Genomic DNA, 18,280 nt, shown 5'->3' on the forward strand with positions numbered 1-18,280 from the left:
AGATCTTTGGCCGAGTCCCGACGGGACCCTTGCCCAAGGCTTTGGCAAGCCATCCGAGGGTCAGCCACTCAAAAGAGGTGTCATTCTCCGTATCAAACGTGCATCCGCTCGATGACACACCGCATTGGCGCCTAGGATTCCCTCTATCACCTCACCCGGTCTCTTTCGACAGGAACCCCATGAGCGACACTTCCCCCTACGGCTTCGAGCTTGTGCGGCGTGGGTACGACCGCGCTCAGGTGGACGAACGCATCTCCAAGCTCGTCTCCGACCGTGACAGCGCTCTCGCCCGCATCACCGCTCTGGAAAAGCGCATCGAGGAGCTCCACCTCGAGACCCAGAACGCCCAGGCCCAGGTCAACGACGCCGAGCCGTCGTACGCCGGGCTCGGCGCCCGGGTCGAGAAGATCCTGCGGCTCGCCGAGGAAGAGGCGAAGGACCTGCGCGAGGAGGCCCGTCGCGCGGCCGAGCAGCACCGTGAGCTGGCCGAGTCCTCGGCCCAGCAGGTGCGCAACGACGCGGAGTCGTACGCCGCCGAGCGCAAGGCCAAGGCCGAGGACGAGGGCGTCCGGATCGTCGAGAAGGCCAAGGGCGACGCCTCCCAGCTGCGCTCCGAGGCGCAGAAGGACGCGCAGTCCAAGCGCGACGAGGCCGACGCGCTCTTCGAGGAGACCCGCGCCAAGGCCGCGCAGGCCGCCGCCGACTTCGAGACGAACCTCGCCAAGCGCCGCGAGCAGTCCGAGCGGGACCTGGCCTCGCGTCAGGCCAAGGCCGAGAAGCGGCTCGCGGAGATCGAGCACCGCGCGGAGCAGCTGCGCCTGGAGGCGGAGAAGCTGCGCACGGACGCCGAGCGCCGGGCCCGCCAGACCGTGGAGACGGCGCAGCGCCAGTCCGAGGACATCGTGGCCGACGCCAACGCCAAGGCCGACCGCATCCGTTCGGAGTCGGAGCGCGAGCTGGCCGCCCTCACCAACCGCCGCGACTCCATCAACGCGCAGCTCACCAACGTGCGCGAGATGCTGGCGTCCCTCACGGGTGCCGCGGTGGCCGCCGCTCCGTCCGTCGAGGACGAGTCGGTCACCCGCGGGGTTCCGGCCCAGCAGTCCCGCTGAGGCGGCTCGGCCCACGCGGGGGCGAACGCCTGCTGAATACGTACGAAGAAGGACGAGGCCTTCTGTCACTGGGGTGGCAGTGGGCCTCGTCCCGTTCTAGCGTGGGCGCCATGATCGAGCTCGAGGGGCTGACCAAGCGGTACGGCGAGAAGGTGGCGGTCAACAATCTCTCCTTCACCGTCAGACCCGGCATCATCACGGGCTTCCTCGGGCCCAATGGTGCGGGCAAGTCGACGACCATGCGGATGGTGCTGGGCCTGGACCGGCCGACCGCCGGCGACGTGCGGATCGACGGCAAGCACTACGACCAGCTCAGGGACCCGCTGACGTACATCGGCGCCCTCCTCGAGGCCAAGGCCTGGCACGGCGGGCGCAGCGCCTACAACCACCTGCTGTGCCTCGCGCAGAGCAACGGCATCCCGGCGAGCCGGGTGCGCGAGGTCCTGGACACGGTCGGTCTCTCGGCGGTCGCCAAGAAGAAGACCAAGGGCTTCTCCCTCGGCATGGGGCAGCGGCTCGGCATCGCCGGCGCGCTGCTCGGCGACCCGCGGATCCTGATGTTCGACGAGCCGGTCAACGGCCTGGACCCCGAGGGCATCCACTGGATCCGCAATCTGATGAAGACCCTGGCCTCCCAGGGCCGTACGGTCTTCGTCTCCTCCCACCTGATGAGCGAGATGGCGCTGACCGCGGACCATCTGGTGGTCATCGGCCAGGGCAGGCTCCTTGCGGACACGTCGATGGCCGAGTTCATCGCGGAGAACTCCCGCAGCTACGTCCGGATCCGCACCCCGCAGCGCGAGCAGCTGCTCGACGCGCTGCACGGCGCCGGGGTCGCGGTCGTCGAGGCGGGCGAGGGGGTCCTGGAGGTGGACGGCGACAAGTCGGAGGCGGTCGGCGAGCTGGCGGCGCGGCAGCAGATCGTGCTGCACGAGCTGAGCCCGCAGCGCGCCTCGCTGGAGGAGGCGTTCATGCAGCTGACCGCGGAGTCCGTGGAGTACCACGCGCACGACGGGCAGCCGTCCGGCGCGGTGCCGCAGCAACAGCCACCGGGGCAGCCTCCGCAGCAGCCGTGGGGCAGCGACTGGAAGAGGGGTTGAGCATGGCGGCGACACAGGTCGTCCGGTCCGAGTGGACCAAGATCCGGTCGGTCGCGTCCACGGTGTGGACGCTGGGCCTCGCCGTGGTCGTCACCATCGCCCTCGGCATGCTGATCTCGGCCCTGTCGAAGAGCGAGTTCGGCGACATGAGCCGGCGCGACCAGCTCTCCTTCGACCCGACCTTCATCAGCTTCGCCGGCACCAGCCTCGGCCAGCTGGCGATGATCGTGTTCGGGGTGCTGGTCGTGGGCAACGAGTACAGCTCAGGGATGATCCGCACCTCGCTGGCCGCCGTGCCGAAGCGCGGCACCTTCCTGTTCAGCAAGATCGCGGTGGCCACCGCCCTGGCCCTGGTCGTGGCCATGATCACCAGTTTCGCCACGTTCTTCCTGGGCCAGGCGATGCTCGGCGACCTCAAGGCGTCGATCGGCGACCCGGGCGTGCTGCGCGCGGTGTTCGGCGGCGGCCTCTACATGACCCTGATCGCGATGTTCTCGATGGGCGTCGCCGCGATGCTGCGCTCACCGATGCTGTCGCTGGGCATCCTGATGCCGTTCTTCTTCCTGATCTCCAACATCCTGGGCAACGTCCCGGCGACGGAGAAGGTCGGCCGGTTCCTGCCCGACCAGGCGGGCAGCAAGATCATGCAGGTGGTCACGCCGATCGACGACGACGTGCCGTACGGGCCGTGGGGCGGCCTCGGGATCATGGCACTGTGGGTGATCGCGGCGCTCGTGGGCGGGTACGCGGTGCTGAAGCGGCGGGACGCCTGACTCCCTCCGTCCGGCCTCCGTACGGCATCGGTTTTTGCCCGGGCTTGAACGGAACCGTCAGCGCCTGGATATCCTCCTAACCCTTACGGGGGCGTGTGCCCTGCTGTCCCTGAACCTTCCGATGGGTGCGGAGCATGATCGAGGCTGTCGGCCTGACCAAGCGATACGGCGACAAGACCGCTGTGTACAACCTCTCCTTCCAGGTGCGGCCCGGTGCCGTCACCGGCTTCCTGGGGCCCAACGGCTCCGGCAAGTCGACGACGATGCGGATGATCCTGGGCCTGGACAACCCCACCGCGGGACACGTGACGATCGGCGGCCACCCCTACCGCAGGCTGCCGAACGCCGCTCGCCACGTCGGGGCGCTCCTGGACGCCAAGGCGGTGCACGGCGGCCGGGCCGCCCGCAACCATCTGCTGAGCCTCGCCCAGCTGTCCGGCATCCCGGCCCGGCGGGTGGACGAGGTGCTCGGCGTGGTCGGTCTCCAGGACGTCGCCAGGCGGCGCTCCAAGGGCTTCTCCCTCGGCATGGGCCAGCGGCTGGGCATCGCCGCGGCGCTCCTCGGCGACCCCCAGGTGCTGCTCTTCGACGAGCCGGTCAACGGCCTCGACCCGGAGGGCATCCACTGGGTGCGCAACCTGATGAAGGCGCTCGCGGCGGAGGGCCGCACCGTCTTCGTCTCCTCGCACCTGATGAGCGAGATGGCGCTGACCGCCGATCACCTGATCGTCATCGGGCGCGGCCAGCTGATGGCCGACATGAGCGTGACGGAGTTCATCTCGGCCAACTCCGCCGACTTCGCGCGGGTGCGGACACCGGACACCGAGCCGCAACTGCGCGAGAAGCTGACCTCGGCGCTGACCGAGGCGGGCGGCCACGTGCTGCCGGAGCAGGACGGCGCGCTGCGGGTGACCGGCCTCGCCCTCCCCCGGATCAGTGACATCGCGCACGACACCGACGTCCGGCTGTGGGAGCTGTCGCCGCACCAGGCCTCGCTGGAGGAGGCGTACATGCGGATGACGCAGGGCGCCGTGGACTACCGGTCGACCGCCGACCAGAAGGCGGGGCTCCAGCAGCCCCTGCCGCCCGGCGCGCAGCCGCCGATGCCGGTGCCCGGACAGGGCCAGCCCGACTGGTACGCCCCGCCGCCGCCCCAGCAGGGCGGTCAGCCCTTCGCCGCGCCGCAGGGCGCGCCGGGTCAGGTGCCGGCGGGCCCGTACGGCGCCCCGGTGGCGCCCGGTGCCGTGCCGGGCGGTCAGCCGGCCAACCCGTACGCGGCGCAGCAGGCGCCCCAGGCCCCGCCGATGCCCCAGGCCCCCGCCGCGGCCCCGGCGCCGCCCGCGGGCGCGCCCGTCACCGACCCGACCAAGCCCGAGGACGCCCGATGAGCACGCCCCAGCCCCCGACGCCGCAGGCCGCGCCCGACTGGCACGCGGCGCCCGGTTCGCCGTTCCCGACGTACACGTCGCCGATCCCGGTGGTGCGCACGACTCTCGCGCACGCGCTGGCCTCGGAGTGGACGAAGATCAAGTCGGTGCGCTCGACGATGTGGACGCTGGGCGTGTTCGTCCTGCTGGTGCTCGGCATCGGACTGCTGACCGGCGCGGTGGTGGCGAGCTCGGACTCCGACCTGGCCGGGGAGAGCGCGCTGAGCCTCGGCTTCTTCGGTCTGCTGCTCGGCAGCATGTGCGTGATCACGCTCGGCGTGCTGACCACCGCCTCGGAGTACGGCACGGGGATGATCCGCACGACGATGACCGCCTGCCCCAGCCGCGGCCGGGTGCTGGCGGCCAAGGGCATCGTGTTCTTCCTGGTGGCCTTCGTGGTGACGCTGGTCTCCGCGACGCTGGTCGGGCTGGCCCACGTGTCCATGCTGGAGGGCAACGGCGCCGAGAACCCGACCGGCGCGGAGTGGCTGAAGGGCACCGTCGGCGTCTCGCTCTATGTCGCGCTGCTCGGGCTGCTCTCGCTGGCCATGGGCTCGATCATCCGGCACTCGGCGGGCGCCATCACCATCATGATCGGCGTCCTGCTCGCCCCGCTGGTGATCGCGCTGTTCATGTTCTCGGAGTCGCTCAAGGACGTGCAGCAGGCGCTGTTCGAGTACTCGATCCCGAACCAGATGAGCATCTTCTACGCCAACTCGCTCTCCGAGTCCGGGCCCTCGGGCTGGGACCCGCTGTGGATCGTGCTGGGCGTGACCGCCGCCGCGTTCGCGGCCGCCTTCGCCCTGCTGGAGAAGCGGGACGTGTAGGGCGGCCGGAGGGGCCTCAGAACCTCGGCGCGTTACGGGACCGCTGCACCCGCGTGGTGCGGCGGTCCTTCGCGTTCCAGCAGGCCTTGTGCCAGTGCCGGCGCTCGTCGACGCCCGAGTGGGCCGGCCAGGCCACGACGTGCGGGACACCGTCCGGAATGAGCTGGTCGCAGCCCGGGCAGCGGTACGACTTGCCCTGCGCGCTCGCGCCCGCCACGTGCCGTACGCTCCACTCCTCGCCCTGCCAGTCCTCCGAGGACTGCCAGCCGCCGTAGCGGCCGGAGCCGTCCTCCTCGGCGCTCCGGCCGGCGAGACCGGCTCCCTTGGGTCGGTTGCGACGCGGGGACACAGGACACCTCACGGAGCTATACAGGAAGCAGGGCCGCATCCAGCCTACGCGGCACGGACACGGGTACGCGTACGGCGCCGAAGACCGCAACTCCCCCGACCGGTGTTGTCCGTCCGGGCCCGGGAACCGCTTCGACAACGGCCGATTCTGCAGACAATCCGCAAATTCCTTCGTCCGGCCGTGTCCTCGGCACGTGTCAGGCGGTTATGCCGTGCGGGGGAGCTCCACGTCGGGGCCGAGGAAGCAGGAAAAGGCAATGCGCGTAGGAAGTTTCGTGTTGGGCGCCCAGTTCCCGGGCCAGGGCCAGGGGGAGGCGCTGCACCGCGCGGTCCGCTCGGCCGAGGTCGCCGAGGAGGCCGGGCTCGACGCGGTCTGGCTGGCCGAACACCACTTCGTGCCGTACGGCACGTGTCCGTCGGCCGTGACCCTGGCCGCGCTGCTGCTGGGCCGCACCCGGCGCATCCGGGTCGGCACCGCGGTCAGTGTGCTGCCCACCGTCCACCCCGTGGCGCTCGGCGAGCAGGCCGCGCTGCTGCACGTCACCAGCGGCGGCCGTTTCTCGCTGGGCGTGGGCCGCGGCGGCCCGTGGGTGGACCTGGAGGTGTTCGGCGCGGGTCTCCAGGCGTACGAGAAGGGGTTTCCGGACTCGCTCGACCTGCTGCTGCGCTGGCTGCGCGAGCCGGCCGTCGGCGCCTCGGGCGACCGCTACCGCTTCCGCGAGGTGCCCGTCGTGCCGCGCCCCTCGGAGTCCCTGTCCGAGGAGCCGGGCCCGGAGGTCGTCGTCGCCTGCACCTCGCCGTCGAGTGTGCGCCTGGCGGCCGAGCGGGGGCTGCCGATGCTCCTCGGGATGCACGTCGGCGACGAGGAGAAGGCGGAGATGGTCGCCCTGTGGCGGCGCCACGCGCGGGCGGCCGGGCGTCCGGCGGCGGAGATCGACGGCGCCGGGCACGTCTCGGCCGGTGTCTGCCAGATCGCGGACCGGCGCTCGGACGCGGCCGAGACCCTGCTCAAGGCGATGCCGGGCTGGCTGCGGCAGGGCCTGGGCGCCCATGTCACGGTGGACGGCCGGGCCCGGCAGATGCGCGACCCGCACGCCTACACCGAACTGCTCTGCGGGCTGCACCCGGTGGGCACCCCCCGGCTGTGCGCGGACCGGCTCGCGGCCACCGGCGAGCGGACCGGCATCTCCCGCTTCGCCCTGCTCGTCGAGGGCTCGGGAGACCTGGCGGCGACCGAGGAGAACGTACGCCGGCTCGGGGCCGAGGTACTCCCCCAGCTCCGCTGAGCCGGCGGGCGGGGAGCTTGCCGCTCCGGTACAGAACTGCACCTCCCGCGTACGGAGCGGCAAGCGGGGACCGCGGGCGTCAGCAGTCGCGCAGTTCCGGCGACTGGTTCAGCAACTGGCTGCGCACCGACGTGAACTTGGTCAGCGTCTCGTCGACAGAGGAGTCCAACGGGAACACCGCCACCCGGTGGCAGTTCTGGAAGGCCAGCCGCACGCCGAAGTGCCGCTGAAGTGCACCGCGTATGGCGTCACTCGCGAGCGCACGCAGGAGCTGACCGCGCGCCTGCTCGTCCGGCGGGGGCGTCTGGTTGTCGGCGAAGGCTCCGCCGTCGACCTTCAGCTGTGCCACCAGGGAGCTGACCATCTCCCATGCGTAGGGCAGGGAGGTCCGGACGCAGTCGACGAAGTCTGCTTCGTCGACCTCGCCTCGCTCGGCCTGTTCGAGTAGGGCCGGTGAGACGTCGAGCGACATGGGTTCTCCTCTCGCACCCCCGACCAGCAGGGGTTGCCGGACAGTTAAGGGAGTGCGCGATTCCGAACACGCTGCGTACACAGTTCGCGACCTCCCGTTCAATACCGTAAGCAACCGATCGTGACGGCACCAGGAGAATGCCCAGATGGACACCATCCCGTAGGCCCACAATCGGCCAGTGCGCAACACGGGGCCAATGGGAGAAGTGGGACAGTGCGCCGGGGTGCGCGGGCACGGGCGAATCGCGTCGGGCCCGGCCCGTCGAGTAGCGTTGCCGACCATGCGTCTCGTCATTGCCCGCTGCTCCGTCGACTACGCCGGACGGCTCACCGCCCACCTGCCCTCGGCCCCCCGGCTGATCCTGGTCAAGGCGGACGGCAGCGTCTCGATCCACGCCGACGACCGGGCCTACAAGCCCCTCAACTGGATGTCGCCGCCCTGCACCCTGAAGGAGGGCACGGGCGACGAGGAGGGCGTCTGGACCGTCGTCAACAAGGCGGGCGAGAAGCTCATCATCACGATGGAGGAGATCCTCCACGACTCCTCGCACGAACTGGGCGTCGATCCGGGCCTGATCAAGGACGGCGTGGAAGCACACCTCCAGGAGCTGCTCGCCGACCGCATCGACACCCTCGGCGAGGGCTACACCCTCATCCGCCGCGAGTACATGACCGCCATCGGCCCGGTCGACATCCTGTGCCGGGACGCCCAGGGCGGCACCGTCGCGGTCGAGATCAAGCGGCGCGGCGAGATCGACGGCGTGGAGCAACTCACGCGCTACCTGGAGCTGTTGAACCGCGATCCGCATCTCGCCCCGGTGCGCGGCGTCTTCGCCGCCCAGGAGATCAAGCCGCAGGCCCGCGTGCTGGCCACGGACCGCGGCATCGGCTGCCAGGTGCTGGACTACAACGCGCTGCGGGGCATCGAGGACGACAAGCTGCGGCTGTTCTGAGGGCGCGGCGCGTCCTGAGGACGCGTCACGTACGACGTGAGGAGGGCCGGGTCCGTGCGGCGGACCCGGCCCTCCTGCGCTGTCACCCGTCCCGCGCGGTCAGATGACCGGGCCCGTCACCGTGCCCGGTCCGCCGGTCGCCGCGCCGCTCTGCGAGGCGGTCGCGGTGTCCGCGGGGGAACCGGCGGCGGTGGGGGTCGACGCGCGGCTCGCCGTGTCGGAGGTCTCCGGCGTCGAGGGCGGCAGCGTGTCCGTGTCGGTGGGGGCGGGTGTGGTGGGGTCGTCGGACTCGGTGGGCGTCCCGGGGTCCGTCGGCTCGGTGTCCGTCGGCTTCGGCGACGTCGGCTTCGTCGTCGGCGCGCTCGGCGACTTGCTCGGCTCGTCCGGCGACCCGGGGTCGTCCGGGCTCTCCTCGTCCCCGGGGTCGGTGGTGCCGCCGGTACTGCTCGGCCCGTCCGAGGGCTGCCCCGACTCCGTCGGTGCCGGGTCGTCCGTGGTCCCCGGGGTGCCGTCCGGGCCCGAGCCGGTCGGGCCGCCGGGCGTCTCCTGGTCCTTGCCGTCGTCGGAGGGCCGGTCCGCGCCCAGACTGCCGTCGTCGATGCCCTGGCTGGCCGACGGGTTGACGCCGACCTCGTTGGAGGGGTCCCCGGGGTCGTTCTCGGAGGTGGCCCCCAGGGTGACCACCGTGCCGAGCACGGCGACGAGCAGCGCGCCCGCTCCGGCGGCCACCAGGTTGCGCCGCGCGAAGCCCTTGATGCCGCCGACGACCGTGCGGGACGGCTCCTCCTCGGGCTCGCGGCGGGTGACGAGGGTGGGGGACTGCGGACGCGGCTGGAGCGGCGGGAAGGGCGCGGGAACGCCCGCGGACGGCGACGCCGACTCCTCGTTGCGGGCGTCGGGCACCTCCTCCCCCACTGTCGGACCGAGCCCGGCGCCGACGGCACCGAGTCCGGCGGCGGGGGCCGCCGCGCCGAACGCGCCCGCACCGCTGCCCAGGCCCGGTGTGTCCCCGGTGCGGTCGGCGACCAGCGCGAGGGCGCGGCGGCCCGCCACGGCGCCGCGCTTGTCGGAGAGCGCGCCGCGCAGCCCGATGGAGGCCTCCAGCTCGGCGCGCGCCCGGTCCAGCTGGTCCTCGCACAGCGCGAGGACGCCCAGCTCGTGGTGGAAGTAGGCCTGTTCGGCGACGTCACCGGCGAGCCGGGAGGCCTCGGTGCCCGAGCGCAGCGCCCGCTGCCAGGCGCCCCAGTGCAGTCCGGCGGCGAACGCGGGCGCCGCGGTGCGGGCCAGCTGGACGGCGGGGCTCTCCGCGTCGTCCGCGGGCGGGGTGGTCGTCGGCACCAGCACGGCGAGGGCGGCCAGGACGGCGTCGGCCTCGGCGCAGACCCGCTCGGGGGTGACCGAGGGGTGCCCGGCCCACCAGGCGTAGTGCTGGGCGGCGGCCTGCGCCCGCTCCGGCACGGCGTCGGCGTACCCGGCGCTCTCCAGCTGGGTGAGCACCCCGGCGGCCAGCCGGTAGCGGGAGCCGACCGGGGAGACCAGCCCGCAGTCGGTCAGTTCCCCGAGGGCGGCGTCCGCGTGGGTGTCGCCGACCAGGGCGGGCAGGTGGGCCTGGTGCGGCACCTCGCCGCCGAGCGCGACGGCGAACTCCAGGGTGGCGCGGGCGGAGGCGCTCAGCCGGGAGGCGAGCAGCGGCGCGGGCGCGGCGGCCTCGCCGAGGGACGGCAGGGGTACGTCGTCGGCCTCGGCGGCGTCGTAGGGGGTGTCGTCGGTGGGGCGGGCGTCGGCGAAGACGCCGAACTCGTCGACGGCGTCGGCGCCGGCCCGCTCCCGGTCCCGGCGGCGCAGCAGGGCACCGGCCTGGACGAAGCGCAGCGGCAGGCCCTCGGACTCGAACCAGAGGTCTCCGGCCCAGTTGGCCTCCTCCTCGGTGAGGGAACGCCCGGCGGCGCGCTCCAGCAGCTCCACGCCGTCCGCGCGGTCCAGGCCGGTGAGGAAGACCTCCTCGACGGCCGAGTCGGCGGAGGGTGCGGCCACCTCCGGGGTCGCGCCGAGGAGGAAGGCGCACTCGGGGGTGGCGTCGAGGAGTTCGTCGAGGGCGGTGCCGCCGAACTCGATGTCGTCCAGGACGACGACCGCGCCGACCTCGCGCAGGTACCCGAGGAGTTCCGTCCGGCCCGGGCGGTGCAGGGGTGCGCGGTGGACGGCGTGGAAGAGGTCGTGCAGGAGGTCGTCGGCGGTGCGGTGGTGGCCGCTGAGGCGGACGACGCCGTCGGGCGCGAGGCCCGCGCAGTCCTCGGCGACGACGTCGAGGAGGCTGGTGCGGCCGGAGCCCGCGGGGCCGGTGAGGCGGACGGAGCGGCCGCGGGCGAGGAGGCGCACCAGGCGCTCGCGTTCGTCCTCGCGGGCCAGCAGGCCGAGGACGGTGCGGACCGGTCCCGGCGGGACGGGCGGCCGCGCGGCGCGCTCCGCCTCGGCGCGTTCGGCCGCGGTGAGCTTCTCGGGCCGGGCGGGCCGCTCGGTGGGCGGGCAGACCTCGATCTCGCTGCCGTCGACGGGGTTGACGGTGAGCAGGAAGTCGCCGGACACCACCTGCGCCGTGCGGGCGAGCGCGGGCGCGTGCTGTCCGAAGTCGGAGGTGATGGGGTCCCTGTGCGGGCGCGGGCGCGGCGCCTGGTGGTCGCCGTCCTGGCCGTACTCCTCAGGGCCCCGGTTGTTCGGGTCCATTGGTTCAAGCCCCCCAAAAGCGTCGTGTGCAGGGCCCCGGCAGGGACCACCCTCCCGGCCTTGCCGCACACCGCGCTGTCGCTTCTGGTCCGGGCCCGCCGGCGGGTTTGCAAAGGCAGCGGGCAGCCAGACCCTAAACCTTCGCCCAGTATCTCCGACAGTCCGGGGTGCCGGACGGCCCGAGAGGTCACGGTCTCGTGAGGATTGCGTGTGTCGGAGGTGTGAACCTTCACTTACACGCGGGGCAGGGTCTCCACACCGATGCCGCCCTCGATGGCGAGGATCCGGTGCAGCCGGGTGGCCACCAGCAGGCGCTGCATCTGCGGCGGCACACCGCGCAGCACCAGCCGCCGCCCGCAGCGGCCGGCCCGCCGGTGGGCTCCCATGATCACGCCGAGTCCGGTGGCGTCCCAGGAGTCCAGCTCTGACAGGTCGAGCACCAGGTCGCCGGCTCCGTCGTCGACGGCCGAGTGCAGGACCGTACGGGCGTCCGCCGCGCTGCGGACGTCGAGGCGGCCCCCGACGACCAGCTCGACGTGGTCGCCCCTGATGTGCATATGCGCTCCCCGGCGTGCGTCTTCTTCGTCGTCTTCTTCGTCTTCGGCGTTGCGTTGCGCGCGTTGTGGTCTCTCGGCGATATCAGGTGTTGCACCCTCTGACTGGCCGAAACGACCGGAGGTTGCCGCCTGTAAGCGAACCGATACCGAATTCACCCCGGCGTGTGACGTTTGCCGGGGCCGGTGCGACCTCAGTGCTTGTAGAAGCCCTGCCCGCTCTTGCGGCCGATGTCACCGGCGTCCACCATCCGGCGCATCAGCTCCGGCGGGGCGAACTTCTCGTCCTGGGACTCCGTGTAGATGTTGCCCGTGGCGTGCAGCAGGATGTCGACGCCCGTCAGGTCGGCGGTGGCCAGGGGTCCCATGGCGTGGCCGAAGCCCAGCTTGCAGGCGAGGTCGATGTCCTCGGCGGTGGCGACGCCCGACTCGTACAGCTTCGCGGCCTCGACGACGAGGGCGGAGATGAGCCGGGTGGTCACGAAGCCCGCGACGTCGCGGTTGACGACGATGCAGGTCTTGCCGGTGGACTCGGCGAACTCGCGTGCGGTGGCGAGCGTTTCGTCACTGGTCTTGTAGCCCCGCACCAGCTCGCAGAGCTGCATCATCGGGACCGGCGAGAAGAAGTGGGTGCCGACGACCCGCTCGGGGCGCTCCGTCACGGCCGCGATCTTGGTGATCGGGATGGCGGAGGTGTTGGACGCGAGGATCGCCCCGTCCTTCACCAGCTTGTCCAGAGTACGGAAGATCTCGTGCTTGACTTCCAGCTTCTCGAAGACGGCCTCGACGACGACGTCCGCGTCGGCGGCGGCGTCCAGGTCGGTGGTCGCGGTGATGCGCCCGAGGGCGGCCTCGGCGTCGTCGGCGGCGAGCTTCCCCTTGGCGACGAACTTGTCGTAGGAGGCCCTGATGCCGTCGGTGCCGCGCCGCAGCGCCTCGTCGGTGACATCGCGCAGGACGACGTCCCAGCCCGCCTGCGCGGAGACCTGGGCGATGCCGGATCCCATGAGACCGGCTCCGATGACGGCGAGCTTCCGTGCCACTGTGCGACTCCCCTGATACGCGCTGATTCTCGTCTCTCGGCCGGAGATTAGCGGGCGTGAGGCGCTGTGTGACCGGTTAGTAACGCGCGTCACGTCTCAAATGACGGACGTCACACCGAGGGGTGCCATTCGGGTGTCACTGCTCGCCTCGTACGGCGTAGTTGAGCACCCTGTCACTCAACAGGTCCTCCATCTCGTCCAGCAGCACGAGGATGTCGCGGGACACTTCGGCGGGTTTCCCGCCGGCCATCAGGCGGCGGCCGATGGTCGCCATCACCGTGCCGTGCAGCCAGTTGATCTGACCGGCCATCAGCGGAGGGACGGGGTCGTCGTCCGGGGCGCCGGTCTCCTCGCGCAGGGTGTGCTCCAGGTTGTCCTGCACCTCCTGGCCGATCGCCCAGAGCCGGGAACGCAGCGCGGGCGAGGAGTGGATGACTCCCATGAAGCGCGCGTACCCGTCCATGAGGCCGATCCGGGGCGAGACCGACTCGACCTCCTCGCGCAGTTCCCGCAGCACGGCCCGGGCCGCCGACTCCCCGTCGCGGCGCCCGCGCACCCAGCGCGACAGCCGGTCGACGACCCCCTTGGAGCGGTCGAGGAACAGGTCCTCCTTGGCCGGGAAGTAGTTGTAGACGGTGTTGACGGAGACGTTCGCGGCGTCCGCGACCTCCGCCACCGTCACGGCCTCGAAACCGCGCTCCAGGAACAGTCCCGTGGCGACATCCGAGATGTACTGCCGGGTCTGCCGCTTCTTCCGCTCCCTGAGTCCCTCGGCCATGTCCGCATCCTAGCTTCGCTGGGTCCGCTGAATACTTGGGGTCATTGCAAAATTTCAGTGACTCTGTTTTTCTGGGGCGCATGGCAATCATCAGTACGGCCCAGCTGGCCCGCACCTTCGCCACGAAGCGCGGACCGGTCGAGGCGGTGCGCGGCATCGACCTCACCGTCCGCGCGGGCGAGATCCTGGGCTTCCTCGGCCCCAACGGCGCCGGCAAGACCACCACCCTGCGGATGCTCACCACCCTGCTGGCCCCCACCGGCGGCGCGGCCACCGTGGCCGGCCACGACCTGGCGACCGACCCGGCCGGGGTGCGCGCGGCCTGCGGGTACGTGGCGCAGTCGGGCGGGGTGGACGCGCAGATCACCGTGCGGGAGGAGCTGGTCACCCAGGGCCGCCTGTACCGGCTGACCCGGGCGCGGGCCGCCGAGCGCGCCGACGAGCTGGCCCGGGACCTGGACCTGACCGAGCTGCTCGACCGCAAGTGCGGCGCGCTCTCCGGCGGGCAGCGGCGCCGGCTGGACATCGCGATGGCGCTCACGCACCGCCCGAAGGTGCTCTTCCTGGACGAGCCGACGACCGGTCTTGACCCGGGCAGCCGCGCCGACCTGTGGGACCTGGTCCGCCGCCTGCGCGACGAGCACGGCACCACGGTCTTCCTGACCACCCACTACCTCGACGAGGCCGACGCCCTCTCCGACCGCCTGGTGGTCGTGGACGGCGGCGTGGTGGTGGCCGAGGGCACTCCGGCCGCCCTGAAGCTGGAGTACGGCGGCTCGCCCGACGCCTCCCTCCAGGACACCTTCCTGGCCGTCACCGGCCGCAGCGCCGCCCCGGCCGACGCCGCCCCCGTCGCCGTCTGACCCTTCGAGGATTCCCCATGCTGCTCCACGACACCGGCCTCATCTACGGCCGCTATCTGCGCCAGTCGCTGCGCTCCCGCTTCGCGCTGCTGTTCGGCGTGCTGATGCCGCTGCTGTACCTGCTCTTCTTCGGCCCGCTGCTGACCGACCTGCCGCTCGGCGGGCAGGGCAGCTCCTGGCAGGTGCTGGTCCCCGGCCTGCTGCTGCAACTGGGCCTGTTCGGCGCCTCCTTCGCCGGGTTCTCGGTCATCATCGAGAACAGCCAGGGGGTGGTCGAGCGGATGCGCGTCACGCCCGTCAGCCGCCTGGCGCTGCTGCTCGGGCGGGTCCTGCGGGACGCCACCGTCTTCGCCTTCCAGGCGGTGCTGCTGGTGCTCGCCGCCCTGGTGATGGGCCTGCGCGCGCCGCTGCCCGGCGTGCTGATCGGCTTCGCGTTCGTCGCCCTGCTCACGGTCTCGCTGGCCTCGCTGTCGTACGCGCTGGCGATGAAGGTGCGTACGCCACAGGAGTTCGGGCCCGCGGTCAACGCGCTGACCATGCCGTCGATGCTGCTGTCCGGCCTGATGCTCCCGATGACCCTGGGCCCGGCCTGGCTGGACGTGCTCTCGCACCTGATGCCGTTCCGCTATCTGGTGGACGCGGTCCGGGACGCCTACGTCGGCTCCTACGCGACGGCGCACATGCTGTACGGCGTCCTGGTGGCGCTGGCCTTCACCGCGCTGGCCGTGACGGTGGGCACACGCGTGTTCCGCACCGCCGGGGCGTAACTACGCTGGTCCCATGGTCAACCTGACGCGCATCTACACCCGGACCGGAGACCAGGGCACCACCGCCCTCGGCGACATGAGCCGGGTCCCCAAGACCGACCTCAGGATCTCCGCGTACGCCGACGCCAACGAGGCGAACGCGGTGATCGGTACCGCCATCGCCCTGGGCGGCCTGTCCGAGGAGGTCGTCAAGGTCCTCGTCCGCGTCCAGAACGACCTGTTCGACGTGGGCGCGGACCTGTCGACGCCGGTGGTGGAGGACCCGCAGTACCCGCCCCTGCGGGTCGAGCAGTTCTACGTCGACAAGCTGGAGGCGGACTGCGACCGCTACCTGGCCGAGGTGGAGAAGCTCCGCTCCTTCATCCTTCCCGGCGGCACCGCCGGCGCGGCCCTGCTGCACCAGGCGTGCACGGTGGTCCGCCGGGCCGAGCGCTCCACCTGGGCGGCCCTGGAGGCCCACGGCGAGACGATGAACCCGCTCACCGCGACCTACCTGAACCGCCTCTCCGACCTGCTCTTCATCCTGGCCCGGGTGGCCAACAAGGAGGTCGGCGACGTGCTGTGGGTGCCGGGCGGGGAGCGCTGAGCGCTCCGCGGGGAGGGGCGTGACGACCCGGCCGCCGATCGTCTAATCACATCGTCGTGGCTGTTCGCCCAGTTCCCCGCGCCCCTTCGGGGCGCTGCCCGCCGGGGCCTTCTTCGGCCAGACCAGGTAGGTGAGGGCGATCAGGCCGTGGATGCCGACGACCTTCAGTACCGCGCCCTGGGTTGCCTCCAGGGCCGAGGCGTCCCCCTCGTCGCCGACGTACCAGACGGCGGCCAGGAGCAGCGCCGAGGAGACGGCGCCACCCACGACCGTCCGCAGCCACATCCGGCCCTCGTGGGCGGCCCGGGGCAGCCCGTGCCGCGGCGGCTTGCGCGGCGGCGGGCCGCCGGCCAGGCGGTGGGCGGCGTGGCCGTCGAGCCAGCGGATCGTGTAGTGGCCGTAGGCGACGGTGTAGCCGATGTACAGCGCGGCCAGGCCGTGCTCCCAGCCGGGCTCGGCGCCGTTCCTCAGGTCGTACGCCGTCACGGCGAACAGCACCAGTTCCAGCACCGGCTCGCACAGCAGCAGGACCACGCTGGTGCGCCGCCACTTCAACAGGTAGCGGGCGCCGAGCCCGAGGGCCAGCAGGACCCAGAAGCCCACCTCGCAGGCGATGATCAACGCGACGACCACGACGCACTCCCTTCGTTCACCCTTCCAGGCTCCCGTGGGGATCCGCCGGGTTCGTCGTCGGCGGTGACGAACCTCCGGTACATCGAAAGATGCAGTGCGGGACCCTTCCCCGGGATCAGGCGGGCGGGGCGCGGGCCGTGTTGGATGGTGGCATGGCCGCACGACTCCCCCGCCCGCGCCGCTTCGACGTGTACGCCGCGTCGGCGGGTCTGCTCGGCGGGCTGCTGCTGTGGGGCATCGGCCTCGGCGTACGGCCGGCCGACGAGCCGATCGTGCTGTTCGACGGCGGCTGGCCGCTGCTGCTGCCGCTCGCCGTCATGGCGGGCTGCGAGCTGCTGCGCCGGGCCGCGCCGCGCACCGGTCTGCTGATCGGCACCGTCGCGCTGGCCGCGGACACGCTCACCCAGGGCAGCCTGGTCACGGTGATCATGTACACCGACCTGATGTACGCCGCCGTGCTGTACGGCCCGCCCGCCTCGGCACGGCGCATCCCGTGGATCACCGGGCTGCTCACCGTCGCCTCGACGCTGGTGCCGTTCGCTGTGTGGCGGGTGCCCGAGACACTGCTCATCGGCGTCGCCGTCGGCGTCGTGTCCTTCGCGCCCGCCTCCACGGGGCTCATCGTCCGCAACCACCGCGAGGCCGCCGACGCCGCGCTGCTGCGGGCCGAGCAGACCGCGCTGCTCGCGGAGATGGACCGGGTCCAGGCGGTGACGGCGGAGCGCTCCCGGATGGCCCGCGAGCTGCACGACATGGTCGCCAACCACCTCTCCGCGATCGCCATCCACTCCACGGCCGCGCTCTCCCTGGACGACGCGGCGACCACCCGGCAGGCGCTCGGCGTAATCCGGGAGAACAGCGTGGCGGGACTGGCCGAGATGCGACGCCTGATCGGCATCCTGCGGGACAGCGGCGGGGACACCGAACCGGCCCCCGCCCCCACCCTCGGCGGGCTCGGCGCGCTGGTCGACGGCGCCCGCGCCAACGGCCTCGACGTCACCCTCGACGTCACCCTCGACGCCGGCCCCGCCGACAACCTGCCCGCGCCGGTCGAGCTGGCCGCGTACCGGATCGTGCAGGAGTCGCTCACCAACGCGCTCAAGCACGCCTCGCGGGGCACCGTCCGGGTCCGGCTCGACCGGCACGAGGGCGCCCTGCGGGTCGAGGTGACCAGCCCGTACGGCGAGCGGGACACCCCGCGCGCTCCCGGCTCCGGCGCCGGTCTGGTCGGGATGCGGGAGCGGGCCGCGCTGCTGCGCGGCACGTTCGAGGCCGGGGCGGTGGCGGACCCCGGCCCGGCGGGCGGCAAGATCTGGGCCGTGCGCGCCACGCTGCCCCTGACCGAAGGAGACCTGGCATGATCCGCGTCCTCGTCGCCGAGGACCAGTCCGCCGTCCGCGCGGGACTGGTGCTGATCCTGGGCAGCGCCCCGGACATCGAGGTGGTGGGCGAGGCCGCGGACGGCGAGCAGGCGGTGACGCTGGCCCGGGAGCTCCGTCCCGACCTGGTGCTGATGGACGTGCAGATGCCGCGTATGGACGGCGTCTCGGCGACCCGGATCGTGGTCGGGGAGCAGCTCGCCGACGTCCTGGTGCTGACCACGTTCGATCTGGACGAGTACGTCTTCGGGGCGTTGCGGGCGGGGGCCGCCGGGTTCCTGCTGAAGAACACCGACGCCAAGGACCTGCTCGCGGCCGTGCGCACGGTGGCCGGCGGCGAGGGCATCGTGGCCCCGGCCGTCACCCGGCGGCTGATCGCCGAGTTCGCCGCGCAGCCGGTGCGCGAACCGACCGCGGACCCGGCGGTGCTGCGGGAGCTGACCCGGCGTGAGCGCGAGGTGCTGTCGTGCCTCGGCGAGGGGCTGTCCAACGCGGCGGTCGCCGAGCGCCTGGACATGGCGGAGGCCACGGTGAAGACGCACGTCAGCCGCCTGCTGGGGAAGCTGGGGCTGCGCAGCCGGGTGCAAGCGGCGGTACTGGCGCAGGAGTTGGGGATCTAGTTTCCCCTCTCAACCACCGGCTCAACCCCCGGGCGC

19 protein-coding genes are annotated in these 18,280 nt (G+C 72.2%); 12 read left to right on the forward strand and 7 right to left on the reverse strand.

Annotated elements, in window-relative coordinates:
- Positions 1-179 precede the first annotated feature (179 nt).
- The 5 genes from B9W62_RS12140 to B9W62_RS12160 all read left to right on the forward strand — a co-directional run bounded on the left by B9W62_RS12140 (position 180) and on the right by B9W62_RS12160 (position 5,239).
- The gene (locus B9W62_RS12140; RefSeq protein WP_087807194.1) at positions 180-1,112 is read left to right on the forward strand and encodes a coiled-coil domain-containing protein; all 933 of its coding nucleotides are present in this window, start codon (positions 180-182) and stop codon (positions 1,110-1,112) included.
- A 110-nt stretch (positions 1,113-1,222) separates the two neighbouring features.
- Entirely contained in the window at positions 1,223-2,212 is a 990-nt protein-coding gene (locus B9W62_RS12145; protein ID WP_179235447.1) for an ABC transporter ATP-binding protein, read from the forward strand.
- A 2-nt stretch (positions 2,213-2,214) separates the two neighbouring features.
- Positions 2,215-2,985 carry an ABC transporter permease gene (locus B9W62_RS12150; protein WP_179235448.1) on the forward strand — a complete coding sequence of 257 codons (771 nt, stop codon included), beginning with the start codon at positions 2,215-2,217 and terminating at the stop codon, positions 2,983-2,985.
- 134 nt (positions 2,986-3,119) lie between these two features.
- Positions 3,120-4,373 (forward strand): ABC transporter ATP-binding protein, encoded by a 1,254-nt coding sequence (locus B9W62_RS12155; protein WP_087807197.1) that lies wholly within the window; start codon positions 3,120-3,122, stop codon positions 4,371-4,373.
- The gene (locus B9W62_RS12160) at positions 4,370-5,239 is read left to right on the forward strand and encodes an ABC transporter permease (RefSeq protein WP_087807198.1); all 870 of its coding nucleotides are present in this window, start codon (positions 4,370-4,372) and stop codon (positions 5,237-5,239) included. Before B9W62_RS12155 ends, B9W62_RS12160 begins: the two co-directional genes overlap by 4 nt.
- A 16-nt stretch (positions 5,240-5,255) precedes the next feature.
- On the opposite strand, the gene B9W62_RS12165 is transcribed toward B9W62_RS12160, so the two are convergent.
- A complete protein-coding gene (locus B9W62_RS12165) occupies positions 5,256-5,588 on the reverse strand; it encodes an ATP/GTP-binding protein (protein ID WP_087807199.1) in 333 nt (110 codons plus the stop codon).
- A gap of 256 nt (positions 5,589-5,844) precedes the next feature.
- Between B9W62_RS12165 and B9W62_RS12170 the strand changes: the two genes are divergently transcribed.
- Complete coding sequence (locus B9W62_RS12170; protein ID WP_087807200.1) at positions 5,845-6,873, forward strand: LLM class flavin-dependent oxidoreductase; 1,029 nt, start codon at positions 5,845-5,847, stop codon at positions 6,871-6,873.
- Positions 6,874-6,952: 79 nt separating this feature from the next.
- Here B9W62_RS12170 and B9W62_RS12175 read toward each other — a convergent pair whose 3' ends face one another.
- Complete coding sequence (locus tag B9W62_RS12175; protein WP_003973607.1) at positions 6,953-7,345, reverse strand: SCO5389 family protein; 393 nt, start codon at positions 7,343-7,345, stop codon at positions 6,953-6,955.
- Between the two features lie 280 nt (positions 7,346-7,625).
- Between B9W62_RS12175 and nucS the strand changes: the two genes are divergently transcribed.
- Positions 7,626-8,297, forward strand: coding sequence for an endonuclease NucS (gene nucS / locus B9W62_RS12180; protein WP_179235449.1), 672 nt, complete (start codon positions 7,626-7,628; stop codon positions 8,295-8,297).
- A gap of 99 nt (positions 8,298-8,396) precedes the next feature.
- Here the strand turns inward: nucS and B9W62_RS12185 are convergent, their stop codons facing one another.
- The 4 genes from B9W62_RS12185 to B9W62_RS12200 all read right to left on the reverse strand — a co-directional run bounded on the left by B9W62_RS12185 (position 8,397) and on the right by B9W62_RS12200 (position 13,396).
- The gene (locus tag B9W62_RS12185; protein WP_087807202.1) at positions 8,397-11,021 is read right to left on the reverse strand and encodes an ATP-binding protein; all 2,625 of its coding nucleotides are present in this window, start codon (positions 11,019-11,021) and stop codon (positions 8,397-8,399) included.
- A gap of 233 nt (positions 11,022-11,254) precedes the next feature.
- Positions 11,255-11,578, reverse strand: a complete 324-nt coding sequence (locus B9W62_RS12190; protein ID WP_087807203.1) for an STAS domain-containing protein — start codon at positions 11,576-11,578, stop codon at positions 11,255-11,257.
- A 191-nt stretch (positions 11,579-11,769) separates the two neighbouring features.
- On the reverse strand, positions 11,770-12,618 hold the full coding sequence (locus B9W62_RS12195; RefSeq protein ID WP_087807204.1) for a 3-hydroxyacyl-CoA dehydrogenase family protein: 849 nt from the start codon (positions 12,616-12,618) through the stop codon (positions 11,770-11,772).
- 136 nt (positions 12,619-12,754) lie between these two features.
- Positions 12,755-13,396 carry a TetR/AcrR family transcriptional regulator gene (locus B9W62_RS12200; protein WP_087807205.1) on the reverse strand — a complete coding sequence of 214 codons (642 nt, stop codon included), beginning with the start codon at positions 13,394-13,396 and terminating at the stop codon, positions 12,755-12,757.
- An 80-nt stretch (positions 13,397-13,476) separates the two neighbouring features.
- Here B9W62_RS12200 and B9W62_RS12205 point away from each other — a divergent pair, with 80 nt between their 5' ends.
- The 3 genes from B9W62_RS12205 to B9W62_RS12215 are packed head-to-tail and all read left to right on the forward strand — an operon-like array spanning position 13,477 to position 15,612.
- Positions 13,477-14,259: an ABC transporter ATP-binding protein gene (locus B9W62_RS12205; RefSeq protein ID WP_087807206.1), complete on the forward strand. Its 783-nt coding sequence runs from the start codon at positions 13,477-13,479 to the stop codon at positions 14,257-14,259.
- 17 nt (positions 14,260-14,276) lie between these two features.
- Complete coding sequence (locus tag B9W62_RS12210; RefSeq protein WP_087807207.1) at positions 14,277-15,026, forward strand: ABC transporter permease; 750 nt, start codon at positions 14,277-14,279, stop codon at positions 15,024-15,026.
- A gap of 13 nt (positions 15,027-15,039) precedes the next feature.
- Positions 15,040-15,612 carry a cob(I)yrinic acid a,c-diamide adenosyltransferase gene (locus B9W62_RS12215; protein ID WP_087807208.1) on the forward strand — a complete coding sequence of 191 codons (573 nt, stop codon included), beginning with the start codon at positions 15,040-15,042 and terminating at the stop codon, positions 15,610-15,612.
- Positions 15,613-15,654: 42 nt separating this feature from the next.
- On the opposite strand, the gene B9W62_RS12220 is transcribed toward B9W62_RS12215, so the two are convergent.
- Positions 15,655-16,245 carry a hypothetical protein gene (locus B9W62_RS12220; protein WP_087807209.1) on the reverse strand — a complete coding sequence of 197 codons (591 nt, stop codon included), beginning with the start codon at positions 16,243-16,245 and terminating at the stop codon, positions 15,655-15,657.
- Positions 16,246-16,397: 152 nt separating this feature from the next.
- On the opposite strand from B9W62_RS12220, the gene B9W62_RS12225 reads away from it, so the two are divergent.
- Both B9W62_RS12225 and B9W62_RS12230 read left to right on the forward strand, forming a co-directional pair.
- Positions 16,398-17,606 (forward strand): sensor histidine kinase, encoded by a 1,209-nt coding sequence (locus B9W62_RS12225; protein ID WP_087807210.1) that lies wholly within the window; start codon positions 16,398-16,400, stop codon positions 17,604-17,606.
- Complete coding sequence (locus B9W62_RS12230) at positions 17,603-18,244, forward strand: response regulator (protein WP_087807211.1); 642 nt, start codon at positions 17,603-17,605, stop codon at positions 18,242-18,244. The genes B9W62_RS12225 and B9W62_RS12230 overlap by 4 nt, the downstream gene beginning before the upstream one ends.
- The last annotated feature ends 36 nt before the right edge of the window (positions 18,245-18,280 follow it).

The sequence above is a fragment of the Streptomyces sp. CS113 genome (assembly GCF_002188365.1).
Classification (GTDB): domain Bacteria; phylum Actinomycetota; class Actinomycetes; order Streptomycetales; family Streptomycetaceae; genus Streptomyces; species Streptomyces tendae.

Coding starts and splice junctions, on each gene's coding strand:
- B9W62_RS12140 (WP_087807194.1), top strand. CDS start 180: ATGAGCGACACTTCCCCCTACGGCTTCGAGCTTGTGCGGCGTGGGTAC.
- B9W62_RS12200 (WP_087807205.1), bottom strand. CDS start 13,396: ATGGCCGAGGGACTCAGGGAGCGGAAGAAGCGGCAGACCCGGCAGTAC.
- B9W62_RS12185 (WP_087807202.1), bottom strand. CDS start 11,021: ATGGACCCGAACAACCGGGGCCCTGAGGAGTACGGCCAGGACGGCGAC.
- B9W62_RS12190 (WP_087807203.1), bottom strand. CDS start 11,578: ATGCACATCAGGGGCGACCACGTCGAGCTGGTCGTCGGGGGCCGCCTC.
- B9W62_RS12145 (WP_179235447.1), top strand. CDS start 1,223: ATGATCGAGCTCGAGGGGCTGACCAAGCGGTACGGCGAGAAGGTGGCG.
- B9W62_RS12205 (WP_087807206.1), top strand. CDS start 13,477: ATGGCAATCATCAGTACGGCCCAGCTGGCCCGCACCTTCGCCACGAAG.
- nucS (WP_179235449.1), top strand. CDS start 7,626: ATGCGTCTCGTCATTGCCCGCTGCTCCGTCGACTACGCCGGACGGCTC.
- B9W62_RS12155 (WP_087807197.1), top strand. CDS start 3,120: ATGATCGAGGCTGTCGGCCTGACCAAGCGATACGGCGACAAGACCGCT.
- B9W62_RS12225 (WP_087807210.1), top strand. CDS start 16,398: ATGGCCGCACGACTCCCCCGCCCGCGCCGCTTCGACGTGTACGCCGCG.
- B9W62_RS12170 (WP_087807200.1), top strand. CDS start 5,845: ATGCGCGTAGGAAGTTTCGTGTTGGGCGCCCAGTTCCCGGGCCAGGGC.
- B9W62_RS12215 (WP_087807208.1), top strand. CDS start 15,040: ATGGTCAACCTGACGCGCATCTACACCCGGACCGGAGACCAGGGCACC.
- B9W62_RS12175 (WP_003973607.1), bottom strand. CDS start 7,345: ATGTCGCTCGACGTCTCACCGGCCCTACTCGAACAGGCCGAGCGAGGC.
- B9W62_RS12210 (WP_087807207.1), top strand. CDS start 14,277: ATGCTGCTCCACGACACCGGCCTCATCTACGGCCGCTATCTGCGCCAG.
- B9W62_RS12150 (WP_179235448.1), top strand. CDS start 2,215: ATGGCGGCGACACAGGTCGTCCGGTCCGAGTGGACCAAGATCCGGTCG.
- B9W62_RS12160 (WP_087807198.1), top strand. CDS start 4,370: ATGAGCACGCCCCAGCCCCCGACGCCGCAGGCCGCGCCCGACTGGCAC.
- B9W62_RS12230 (WP_087807211.1), top strand. CDS start 17,603: ATGATCCGCGTCCTCGTCGCCGAGGACCAGTCCGCCGTCCGCGCGGGA.